The sequence below is a fragment of the Campylobacter sp. RKI_CA19_01116 genome (genome assembly GCF_025771405.1).
In the GTDB taxonomy this organism is placed as follows: Bacteria; Campylobacterota; Campylobacteria; order Campylobacterales; family Campylobacteraceae; genus Campylobacter_D.
The window spans coordinates 16,302-29,300 of record NZ_JAKMQF010000001.1 but is presented as its reverse complement, the minus strand read 5'-3'; the positions used below and the strand labels follow the sequence as shown (position 1 = coordinate 29,300).

7 protein-coding genes are annotated in these 12,999 nt (G+C 30.0%); 3 read left to right on the top strand and 4 right to left on the bottom strand.

Annotated elements, in window-relative coordinates; all coding sequences use genetic code 11:
- Position 1 precedes the first annotated feature (1 nt).
- The 3 genes from L8U41_RS00135 to L8U41_RS00125 all read left to right on the top strand — a co-directional run bounded on the left by L8U41_RS00135 (position 2) and on the right by L8U41_RS00125 (position 5,669).
- Positions 2–1,906, top strand: coding sequence for a motility associated factor glycosyltransferase family protein (locus tag L8U41_RS00135; RefSeq protein WP_263727477.1), 1,905 nt, complete (start codon positions 2–4; stop codon positions 1,904–1,906).
- 57 nt (positions 1,907–1,963) lie between these two features.
- On the top strand, positions 1,964–3,703 hold the full coding sequence (locus tag L8U41_RS00130; RefSeq protein ID WP_263727476.1) for a motility associated factor glycosyltransferase family protein: 1,740 nt from the start codon (positions 1,964–1,966) through the stop codon (positions 3,701–3,703).
- An 88-nt stretch (positions 3,704–3,791) separates the two neighbouring features.
- Entirely contained in the window at positions 3,792–5,669 is a 1,878-nt protein-coding gene (locus L8U41_RS00125) for a motility associated factor glycosyltransferase family protein (protein WP_263663519.1), read from the top strand.
- A gap of 24 nt (positions 5,670–5,693) precedes the next feature.
- On the opposite strand, the gene L8U41_RS00120 is transcribed toward L8U41_RS00125, so the two are convergent.
- The 4 genes from L8U41_RS00120 to L8U41_RS00105 all read right to left on the bottom strand — a co-directional run bounded on the left by L8U41_RS00120 (position 5,694) and on the right by L8U41_RS00105 (position 12,891).
- Complete coding sequence (locus L8U41_RS00120) at positions 5,694–7,406, bottom strand: flagellin A (RefSeq protein ID WP_263727475.1); 1,713 nt, start codon at positions 7,404–7,406, stop codon at positions 5,694–5,696.
- Between the two features lie 133 nt (positions 7,407–7,539).
- Positions 7,540–9,252, bottom strand: a complete 1,713-nt coding sequence (locus L8U41_RS00115; protein ID WP_263727474.1) for a flagellin A — start codon at positions 9,250–9,252, stop codon at positions 7,540–7,542.
- 133 nt (positions 9,253–9,385) lie between these two features.
- Entirely contained in the window at positions 9,386–11,098 is a 1,713-nt protein-coding gene (locus L8U41_RS00110; protein ID WP_263727473.1) for a flagellin A, read from the bottom strand.
- Between the two features lie 74 nt (positions 11,099–11,172).
- Positions 11,173–12,891, bottom strand: coding sequence for a motility associated factor glycosyltransferase family protein (locus L8U41_RS00105; protein WP_263664252.1), 1,719 nt, complete (start codon positions 12,889–12,891; stop codon positions 11,173–11,175).
- Between the last annotated feature and the right edge of the window lie 108 nt (positions 12,892–12,999).

Sequence of the window (12,999 nt, the reverse complement as noted above, 5' to 3'; positions counted from 1 at the left end):
TATGCAAGAAAATATTTTTAATAAAAATTTAAAAGCTCTAAGTAATAAAGATTTAAAAGAAAAACTAACAAATTTCAAGCAAAATAATTTTAAAATAAAACAAGGATCTGATCCTTTAGATATTAATTTTATTCATCATAAAAGAGAACAAGCGTTGTATAATAATACACTTGATGAGTTAAACGAAAAAATAAATCTATACAATGATAAATATTTATTATATCCAATATTATATTTTTTTGGTTTTGGCAACGGAATTTTGTATAAAATTCTCTTGCAAAACAAAAATAGACAAAAAATTGTTATTTTTGAAAAAGAAATAGAATTTATTTATCTGAGTTTTCATCTTTTAGATTTTAGTGAAGAGTTAAAAGACTGTCGACTAATTATTTTAGATATAAACAATATAAACTATACACATTTTCAAATTTTATGCAATAGCTCGCCGTTTTTTAATTTCTTAAGAACTTATTTTTTAGATATCCATTGTGATTATTATGAAAAATTTCACAATGATATTTTAAAAACAAACGAAACTATGCAAACTTATATAAAAAAATCTATTTTAAAATTTGGCAATTCTTCAAAAGATGCTTTAAAAGGTATAGAAAATTTTATTTACAACCTACCAGATCTTTTTTTAAATCATTCTTTTAAAGAATTATTATCAAAACGAAAAAACACCTACCAAAACGCTATTATAGTTTCAACGGGTCCTTCTTTAATCAAACAACTCCCTCTGCTTAAAAAATATGCAAATAAAGCAACTATCTTTTGCGCTGATAGCGCTTATCCTATACTAGCAAAACATAATATAAAACCTGATTATGTTTTATCTTTAGAGAGAATAGAAAAAACAAGTGAATTTTTTAATAATAATTTTGGAGATTTTGATAAAGATATATTATTCATCTTAACTGAAATTGTATATAAAAACACCCCTAAATATTTAAAAGAAAACAATAGGGATTTTATTTTTATACAAAAAATAGGTGATTTTAGTAAACTTTTTCATTTAAAAGACCTGGGTAGCTTAATAAATACTCCAAGCGTGGCAAATATGGCTTATTTCATAGCATCTTGCTTACAACACAAAAATATCATTTTAATAGGACAAGATTTAGCTTATTCTGATGATGGATTTTCACATCCTCAAGATTATCATTATAAGGCAGACTGCGAAAGTCATTATGAACATATTCAAACTTTGGGTTATGGTGGTAACAGCATGGTGAAAACACACGAAATATGGATGGTGTTTAAACATTATCTAGAAGAAGCTATTGCTGATAATAAAAAACAAAACATCCAAACTTATAATGCCACTGAAGGCGGAGCTAGGATAGAAGGAACCATAGAAAAGCCTTTTAAAGAGCTTTGTGAATCTTTATTTGAAAACACCACACCAAAATCATTCATACAACTTGATAAAATCACACAAAATAAAAAAAATGAACTCATGCTTAAAACATTTTATAAAACACAACAAGCCATCAAGCTTTGTGAGTTTTTGCATAAAGAAAATTTATATATGCTCAATCGTATTTGTTTTTTAATGAGTGATGAAAAAAATTTTATTAGTTTAATACAAGAAATAGAAAATTATAAAACAAAACTTATCAAAGTAGATATTTTAAAAGAGCTAACAAGTGCTATTAGTGTTCAATTTGAGCTTAATTTAGCAAGAATTCAAGTGCTTAACCCTAAAACACAAGAAGATAATTTTAACAAAATGCTTCTTTGGATTAAAGAATACTTATCTTTTATTGAAATTATTAACGAACATATTATTGCATTAAAAATAACCTTAGAAACAAATATATTAAATTTAGAAAATTTTCTGATCAAAAATAACTTTGAAAAATATGTAAGTAAAATAAAAGCAACAAAACTACAAAGCTGTTGATTAATATAAAGTACATTCAATATAATTTTGTTATAATTAAAATAAAAATGGATATTAATGAATAAAGAATTATTTTTAAAAAACACTCAAGCTCTTTTTGAAGTTGATCAAATATTAGCTTATGAATTAAGAAAATTAACTAACACTCAACGGTTTCAACTTATAGAAAATAAAATTTTTGATACACACAATCAAATACTTTTAGATGAAAACCACTCTTTTGACTTTGAAAAATTTGAGCTATATCCAGTATTGTTTTTTTACGGCTTTGGTGATGGAAAATTTTTCTTAGAACTTTTAAAAAATCAACACTTAAAGCACATCGTAATCTTTGAAGATGAATTAGAAATTTTATATTTAGCCTTTCATATGATTGATTTTTCTGCATTTTTAAGAAAGGAAAAATTGATTTTATTTTTTACACCAAATATTAACACCGCTCAAATCAAAGTTTTATTTAATTATCCAAACATCAAACATACATTAAAAATTTTTAACTTTCATTTTTATAATGAATTTTACACCAATTTTTACTCATCTAACGCCCAAAATATAATGCAAACTTTACTAAATATAATCAAAACACTCATGCTTGCTCGAGGAAATGACCCAAAAGATGCTTTAATAGGAATAAAACATAATGTTATAAACCTAGAAAAAATCATCACCCACACCCCTTTTAAAAGTCTAATAAAAGATAGAAAAACAAAGGCAAAAAACGCTATAATAGTTTCAACAGGTCCTTCTTTAATCAAACAACTTCCTCTTTTAAAAAAATACCAAGAAAATGCTGTTATTTTTAGCGCTGATAGCTCTTATGCGATTTTAGCAAAAGAAGGAATCAAACCTGATTATGTTTTTTCGCTAGAAAGAGTAGATTTTACAAGTGAATTTTTTAATAATGATTTTGGAGATTTTGATAAAGATATATTATTTATCATTGCTTCTTTAACTCATCCTAAAACCATAGAGTATTTAGAAAAAAATAATAGAAATTATATACTTGTTTTAAGACCTTTATTTTTTGAAAGTAAGCTTGGTTTAAATGAGTATGGCTTTTTAGGAAATGCTATGAGTGTTGCCAATATGGCTTATGAACTTGCTGGTGCTTTAAGATTTGAAAATATCATTTTAATAGGACAAGATCTAGCCTATAGTGATGATGGCAAATCACACCCAAAAGAACATCTATATGGTGATCAAGGAGATGAGGAAGTAGTCTATAAGGAAATAACTGCTTATGGTGGCAACGGAAAGGTTAAAACACAACTCACTTGGTATTTGTTTTTAAAAAGTTTTGAAAAAGATATTGCTCTTGCAAAAAATATCCTAAATATAAAAACATACAATGCTACAGAAGGCGGAGCTAGAATAGAAGGAACCATAGAAAAGCCTTTTAAAGAAGTTTGTGAAGAAATGCTAAAAGAAAAAATTGACAAAAACATCGCCTTAACAAAACCAAAAAATCCTCAAAAAAAAATCAAACAATGTAAAGAAAAACTTATCAAACAAACAAAACAATGTGAAATATTTATTAATGAATGTAAAAAAGCTATTAAAGAAAAAAACTTAGAAAAACTAGAAAAACTGAGATTAAAACTACCAAAAAGTGATTTTTTTTCAGATATTGTGCAAGCTAGGTGTTTTCAAAACGAATGTGAAGTTTTAAAACACAAAGTTACGAAAGTTAAAGATTTAGAATTTTTCTTAGCTCAGCAAATTGACTTTTTTGAGGAAATCATTTTATACCTAGAAAAATACAATGAGACTATTAAGGAAAATCTTGATAATAAATAATCAACATATTTAAATTTTATTTTCTAAGTAAAAAACCACACTATTTTTATTTGAAAAAATGACGATTTTCTTTAGGCGAAAGGGTAATATGAAAACAGAAATTTTTAAAAAAAATATCAAAGCTTTAAAAGGAAGCGAACACCAGAGCTTAAAAAGAAAATTAGGTAAAATCAAAGAAGCAAAAGATTATATTTATGTTTTTGATAAAGATCCTTTAAACTGCAATATTTGTTATAAAAATCTAAAAAACATATATAAAGATCCACTAAAAGAATTACAAGAACAAATAGAAATTTTTAATAAAAAATACCTAAGATACCCTGTGTTATTTTTTTATGGCTTAGGTAATGGAATTTTTTATAAAAATTTATTAACCAATAAAACCCATGAAAGGGTTATTGTTTATGAAAAAGATATAGAACTTATATTTTTGGTCTTTAATATGATTGATTTTTCCAAAGAGCTTTTAGAGGGAAGATTAATTGTTGTTCATACTAAAGAATTAAATTATGTTAAGGCGGATTTAATTTGTAGTTTATTGGGTTTGTTTTTAAGAACTTATGATTTACATATTCACTCATATTTTTATGAAGATCAAAAAAAAGAAATTCAATACATCAACACCTTAAATTCCAAAGTGATTAAAAATATAGCTTTGCGAAAAGGAAATGACCCAGTAGATGCTATGCAAGGAGTGGAACAATTTGTTTTAAACTTACCCAAAATGCTAACACACCCAAGCTTTAAAGAGTTAAAACAAAAAAGAAGTCATAAAAGCAAAAATGCTATATTAGTGGCTACAGGACCATCACTACAAAAACAACTTCCTTTACTTAAGAAATATGCAAATAAAGCAACTATCTTTTGCGCTGATAGCGCTTATCCTATCTTAGCAAAAGCAGGTATAAAACCTGATTATGTTTGTATGCTTGAAAGAGATGATATAGTAGCTAAATGTTTTGATAATGATTTTGGTGATTTTGATAAAGATATAACTTTTATTTTGGTTTCTTTAGTCTATCAAGATAGTATTAATTTTTTAGAAAAAAATGAAAGAAAATATATTTTAGTTTCTAGAGCTTATGCGTTTGCTTATTCTTTGGGTTTGCATGATTTTGGTTATGTTAGCGGAGGAATGAGTGTTGCTCATCTAAATTATGAGCTAGCTCAATTATTAGGACATGAAAATATCATTTTAATAGGACAAGACTTAGCCTATGCTAATGATGGCAAAACACACAGCGATGGCTTTTTACACGAAAGTTATCATGAAGGAGATTTTGAGCGCGATCATGGCAAATATGAAACCCTAGCATATGGCGGAAAAGGCTATGTACAAAGCTCTGAAATATGGCTTATTTTTAAACAAATTTTTGAAAATTTATTCCACAAACAAACAAAGGTAAAAATTTATAATGCTACAGAGGGCGGAGCTAGGATAGAAGGAACCATAGAAAAACCTTTTAAAGAACTTTGCAAAAATTTACTTACTAATGAAATCAAAAAGCCTTTTTCAAAAATACAAAAACCAAAACGCAAAGATAGTAACGATCTTATGTTACAAGCTTATAAAAAAATCAAACAACACATCAAAGCAAGTAATAAATTTTTTAAAGAGTGCAAAAGATTACACAAGGCACTTAATAATAAAAGCAAAATCCGCTACACTCCTCAAGAATTAAGTGCTCAAATAGACACTCTCAAAGCAACACTAGAAAGTCAAAAATATATTTTTTTAAGAGAAGTTATCTCTCCTTCTTTATTTCATTTAGAAAGTACTATTTCTCAAATTTATGTTACTCCTATACATAATGAAAGTGATAAACAAAATAAACTTACAGCTTGGATACTAGCACATAAAACTTGGCTTGAAGACATTGCGGAATTAACCTTAGTTCAAGAAAAAGCTTTAAAAATTGCTATTATGCCTTTACAAGATATCTTAGAAAAAAGAAAATTAATATAAAGTGGGTTTTTACCCACTTTGGATTTATTGTAAAAGTTTTAGAACATTTTGTTGTACAGCATTAGCCTGACTCATAGCATAAGATCCACTTTGAGCTAAGATGTTATACTTAGAAAAGTTTGCACTTTCTGCTGCAAAGTCTACATCTCTGATGTTTGATTCAGCTGATTTGATATTTACTTGAGTTACACTGATGTTATTAAGTGTTGCAGTGATTTGATTTTGCACCGCACCAATGTCAGCTCTAATAGCATCAAGATTTGCTGTAGCAGTTTCAACTATATCCATCATAGCCATAGCACCTTTAAGTGTAGTAACACCAGGAGCTTGATCATTTGCCGCTATTTGTCCAGCTGTAGCTGTAGCAGCAAATGCAGCAAACTGACTTGAACCATCATTTTTTGCACTAAAACCAAAAGCAGCTGAGAATGCTGTTACAAAAGCCAGGTTACCCTCATAAACCTTAGACATTTCTTTACCACTACCAGGAGAAAAACCTGAACCTTCACTCATACCGCTACCAGATGCACTCATAAAAGCCGCGATATTTGAAAAAGTAACTACCATTTTTCCACCACCCTTATAAGCATTAAAGCCCATAGCATCGGCCATTTGTGGGTCTATTCTTCCTTTTGATTCTCTTAATGATACAGAAGCTTGAGAAATCATATCAGTTGCACCCATACCTATAAAGCTTAATCCACTTCCTGATATTAAGATATCTTTACCATCATTTTTTACTAATGATAAACGACCATAGTTTTTATAATCATCTTTTAAAATACCTGCTCCAGGTCCCATACTACCAGTGATTTCTATACCTCTACCATCTCTTGAGTTAAGCACTAATCTACCATTGGCATCTCTTGAAGCTTCTACACCTGTGCTATCTTTTACTGAGTTAATAGCTGAAATCAATGCTCCGTTTTGATCGCTATCTTGGTATTCTATCCTACCAATCTTAACTCCATTGATAGTAAAATCATCACTTGTAACTCCAGCCTTTATAGGACCAGCACCAGTAGTTTCCACTAAGAAATTTGCTCTAATACCAGTTACATCAGCTACTCTATTAATCTCTTCAGCCAAAGCACCCATACCAGTACCTACTGAAGATGAAATAACTACAGGTTGGAATTTAAAATCATCCACCCCATTATAATTTTTGATATTAAGCTCAACCACACCACTAGTATGAGACATAGAACCTGTTTCAAATCTAGTAACACCGATTTTACTTGATTGAGTTGGTCCTATGCTAGCTTTTACAGTTTGATTTGATTGAGCGCCAATTTGAAATTCTTGATTAGTAAAATTTCCACTTAAAAGTTGCTTACCATTAAATGCTGTGGTATTTGCGATATTATCAAGCTCTTCCATCAAACGGTTAATATCAGCTTGAAGCATGTTTCTTGTTTTAGTGCTTTGTCCATCTTGAGCAGCTTGAGTTGCTTTTACTTTGATAGTGTCTAAGATTTTAAGTTGCTCATCCATAGCCTTATCAGCTGTTTGTAAAATACCTATGGCATCATTGCCATTGTTAATAGCTTGGCCTAAAGTTGCAGCTTGAGATCTTAAGCTATCTGCAATAGCCATCCCAGAAGCATCATCTGCTGCAGAGTTGATTCTAAGACCTGAGCTAAGTCTAGATAAAGACTTATCTAATTCTCTTGCTGTTATAGTTGAGTTTGCATGTGCATTCATTGCACCTATGTTGGTGTTTATTCTAAAACCCATTTTAAATCCTTTCAAAATATTGCTTGATTTCTATAAAAGCAATAAGTGTTCCAAATATAAGAAAGTAAATGGGAGATAAAATAAAAGTGTGAGAAAAACACCTTGAATATTCAAGGTGTTTTGGATTTCTTTACTATTGTAATAATCTCATTACATTTTGTTGTACAGCATTAGCCTGACTCATAGCATAAGATCCACTTTGAGCTAGGATGTTATACTTAGCAAAGTTTGCACTTTCTGCTGCAAAGTCTACATCTCTGATGTTTGATTCAGCTGATTTGATATTTACTTGAGTTACACTGATGTTATTAAGTGTTGCAGTAATTTGATTTTGCACCGCACCAATGTCAGCCCTAATAGCATCAAGATTAGTAATAGCAGTTTCAGCTATATCCATAACAGCCATAGCACCTTTAAGTGTAGTAACACCAGCTTGTTGATCTTTAGCAGCTATTTGTCCAGCTGTAGCTGTAGCAGCAAATGCAGCAAATTGACTTGAACCATCATTTTTTGCACTAAAACCAAAAGCAGCTGAGAATGCTGTTACAAAAGCCAGGTTACCCTCATAAACCTTAGACATTTCTTTACCACTACCAGGAGAAAAACCTGAACCTTCACTCATACCGCTACCAGATGCACTCATAAAAGCCGCGATATTTGAAAAAGTAACTACCATTTTTCCACCACCCTTATAAGCATTAAAGCCCATAGCATCGGCAATATGAGTATCGATATTACCTTTTGATTCTCTTAATGATACAGAAGCTTGAGAAATCATATCAGTTGCACCCATACCTATAAAGCTTAATCCACTTCCTGATATTAAGATATCTTTACCATCATTTTTTACTAATGATAAACGACCATAGTTTTTATAATCATCTTTTAAAATACCTGCTCCAGGTCCCATACTACCAGTGATTTCTATACCTCTACCATCTCTTGAGTTAAGCACTAATCTACCATTGGCATCTCTTGAAGCTTCTACACCTGTGCTATCTTTTACTGAGTTAATAGCTGAAATCAATGCTCCGTTTTGATCGCTATCTTGGTATTCTATCCTACCAATCTTAACTCCATTGATAGTAAAATCATCACTTGTAACTCCAGCCTTTATAGGACCAGCACCAGTAGTTTCCACTAAGAAATTTGCTCTAATACCAGTTACATCAGCTACTCTATTAATCTCTTCAGCCAAAGCACCCATACCAGTACCTACTGAAGATGAAATAACTACAGGTTGGAATTTAAAATCATCCACCCCATTATAATTTTTGATATTAAGCTCAACCACACCACTAGTATGAGACATAGAACCTGTTTCAAATCTAGTAACACCGATTTTACTTGATTGAGTTGGTCCTATGCTAGCTTTTACAGTTTGATTTGATTGAGCGCCAATTTGAAATTCTTGATTAGTAAAATTTCCACTTAAAAGTTGCTTACCATTAAATGCTGTGGTATTTGCGATATTATCAAGCTCTTCCATCAAACGGTTAATATCAGCTTGAAGCATGTTTCTTGTTTTAGTGCTTTGTCCATCTTGAGCAGCTTGAGTTGCTTTTACTTTGATAGTGTCTAAGATTTTAAGTTGCTCATCCATAGCCTTATCAGCTGTTTGTAAAATACCTATGGCATCATTGCCATTGTTAATAGCTTGGCCTAAAGTTGCAGCTTGAGATCTTAAGCTATCTGCAATAGCCATCCCAGAAGCATCATCTGCTGCAGAGTTGATTCTAAGACCTGAGCTAAGTCTAGATAAAGACTTATCTAATTCTCTTGCTGTTATAGTTGAGTTTGCATGTGCATTCATTGCACCTATGTTGGTGTTTATTCTAAAACCCATTTTAAATCCTTTCAAAATATTGCTTGATTTCTATAAAAGCAATAAGTGTTCCAAATATAAGAAAGTAAATGGGAGATAAAATAAAAGTGTGAGAAAAACACCTTGAATATTCAAGGTGTTTTGGATTTCTTTACTATTGTAATAATCTCATTACATTTTGTTGTACAGCATTAGCCTGACTCATAGCATAAGATCCACTTTGAGCTAGGATGTTATACTTAGCAAAGTTTGCACTTTCTGCTGCAAAGTCTACATCTCTGATGTTTGATTCAGCTGATTTGATATTTACTTGAGTTACACTGATGTTATTAAGTGTTGCAGTAATTTGATTTTGCACCGCACCAATGTCAGCCCTAATAGCATCAAGATTAGTAATAGCAGTTTCAGCTATATCCATAACAGCCATAGCACCTTTAAGTGTAGTAACACCAGCTTGTTGATCTTTAGCAGCTATTTGTCCAGCTGTAGCTGTAGCAGCAAATGCAGCAAATTGACTTGAACCATCATTTTTTGCACTAAAACCAAAAGCAGCTGAGAATGCTGTTACAAAAGCCAGGTTACCCTCATAAACCTTAGACATTTCTTTACCACTACCAGGAGAAAAACCTGAACCTTCACTCATACCGCTACCAGATGCACTCATAAAAGCCGCGATATTTGAAAAAGTAACTACCATTTTTCCACCACCCTTATAAGCATTAAAGCCCATAGCATCGGCAATATGAGTATCGATATTACCTTTTGATTCTCTTAATGATACAGAAGCTTGAGAAATCATATCAGTTGCACCCATACCTATAAAGCTTAATCCACTTCCTGATATTAAGATATCTTTACCATCATTTTTTACTAATGATAAACGACCATAGTTTTTATAATCATCTTTTAAAATACCTGCTCCAGGTCCCATACTACCAGTGATTTCTATACCTCTACCATCTCTTGAGTTAAGCACTAATCTACCATTGGCATCTTTAGAAGCTTCTACACCTGTGGTATCTTTTACTGAGTTAATAGCTGAAATCAAAGCTCCATTTTCATCGCCATCTTTATACTCAACTTTACCTATTTTAACTCCATTGATAGTAAAATCATCACTTGTAGTGCCAGCTTTGATAGGACCAGCACCAGTAGTTTGAACTAAGAAATTTGCTCTAACACCAGTTATATCAGCTACCCTATTAATCTCTTCAGCCAAAGCACCCATACCAGTACCTACTGAAGATGAAATAACTACAGGTTGAAATGTAAAATCATCAATACCATTGTAGTTTTTAATAGTAAGTTGAGCTACACCACTAGTATGAGACATAGAACCTGTTTCAAATCTAGTAACACCGATTTTACTTGATTGGGTTGCGCCTATGCTAGCTTGGATGGTTTGATTTGACTGAGCGCCAATTTGAAATTCTTGATTAGTGAAACCACCGCTTAAAAGCTGTTTGCCGTTAAAAGAGGTTGTATTTGCGATATTATCAAGCTCTTCCATCAAACGGTTAATATCAGCTTGAAGCATATTTCTTGTTTTAGTGCTTTGTCCATCTTGAGCAGCTTGAGTTGCTTTTACTTTGATAGTATCTAAGATTTTAAGTTGCTCATCCATAGCTTTATCAGCTGTTTGTAAAATACCTAAAGCATCATTACCATTGTTAATAGCTTGACCTAAAGTATTAGCTTGCGATCTTAAGCTATCTGCAATAGCCATACCAGAAGCATCATCTGCTGCAGAGTTGATTCTAAGACCTGAGCTAAGTCTAGATAAAGAGCTATCCAACGCTCTTGAGTTTAAATTTGCATTGTTTTGAGCATTTAAAGATGCCACGTTAGTATTTATACGAAATCCCATTTTAAATCCTTTTAAATAAATTCAACCGCTTCCATGCCGTTGTTTAGACTATATCGAAAATAAAGAAAAAAATTTTATACTTTTAATATATTTTTATATTCATGTATAGAATTTTCCATGTTTTTCAAACTTAATGTTGTAAATTCTAAAAATATTTCTAGAAAATCTATATATCTTAATAAAGCATTTTGAGGATCTTCATATAGGCAAATATTAAAAAGACCTCTATGGTAAAATAATGGCTTATACATAAAACTTTGTAAAATTTTACTTTCATCAATCATTGTATTAAATTTCAAAACAACATCTATAAATTTTTCATAAAGATGATTTTTGGTTTTATTTTGTTTCAAAACATTTAAGATTTTTTGTGCATCTTCATATAAAGCATTTAATTCAAAATAATCTTTTTGTAAGAGCTCTAGTGATTTTAGTAATATTTTTTTCTGCCTATTAAAACTTAAAATATTAGGCAAAATATAATCTTTTTTAGTATCTTTTAATAATTCCAACACCTCTTTAAAAGGCTTTTCTATAGTATAATCTATAAAAGCACCACCTTCTGTTGCATTATAAAAACTTATTTGTGGATTTGAAAGAAATAAAACCTCTAAACGCTTTCTAAATTCATCCCATACTATATGAGTTTGAATATAACCTTGTTTATTATAAGCTAACACTTTTGATTTTTTTCTATTATCTTCTATAGTTTTAATATCACCAAAACTAAAAACATCTGTATCTGCATGCGAACTTCCATCTTCACTAAAAGACAAATCTTGCCCTATCATAATCACATTAATAAACCCTAAAGCTATGGCAAAATTATAAGCAAAATGGGCTACATTTATACCAATATCTAAATAACCAAAATCATTTAAATTAAATTTTTGCTGGTAATCTAAATTTTGTAAAATATAAATTTTTTGTTTTTTATCTTTTAAAATTAATATCAATTCTTTATTTATATTTCCACTAAGTATAAAAATAGGTTCTTTGGGATTTAAAGGTAAATCCTCGTAAAAACACTTACATTTTTCACCTATATCCATCGAAAAAACAAAATCAGGATAAACTTCATTCTTAAGCAAAGTTTTGTAAGTAGCATCCAAAGCAAATATCACATAATCATCTTGATATGTTTTTAAAAGTTCTAGTTGTTTATTCAAAGAAGGTCCTGCACATACCACAATAACACTTTTGTTTTTTCCTTTATTTTCATAAATAAACCTTTGAAATGGGATATTTTGTAAAACCAAAGGCATATTGGATAAAAACTGTCTATAAATTTTAGAATCTGTAGCAAAACTAGTATCAACATTTCTAACTGTTCTTTTTATAATTTCTAAACATTTTTGATACACAAAATCAAACATAGGACTTTGATCATAAAATTCACTATAAGGCAAAAGCTTAAAAAGCCCTAAATATTCAAAACAATCTTTTTGTGAAAAAAGTAAAAAAAGATATTCTTCCAACCTTTTCTCTTCTACATCGCAAAGATATATTTTTCCACTTGAAAGTTCTTGGCTTAAATCCATCTTACTTAAAACATTAGCAAAAAATTCAGCTTTATCGAAAATAAAAATATGTTTATTAATAAGTTTTTTTAAAAAAAGCCCATCTCCTATACCGCAAAAAAATATATTAGGTTTTATTAAGTCATCTTTTAAAGGCACAAAGGGTGTTTGACTTGAAAAGATACCAATAAATTCTTCTTTTAAAGATAAAATTTTTTCTTGCAAGGGTTTGTTAGTAAATTCTAAAGCTTGTAAATTTTTTTGCAAAAACATTGTCTATCCTATGAAATTAAATTACAGAAAATTATAACATTAATTATATTTTATTTAAAAACCCATCTAAGCAAAAAATTTAACTTTTTTTTATACACTTTTACTAAT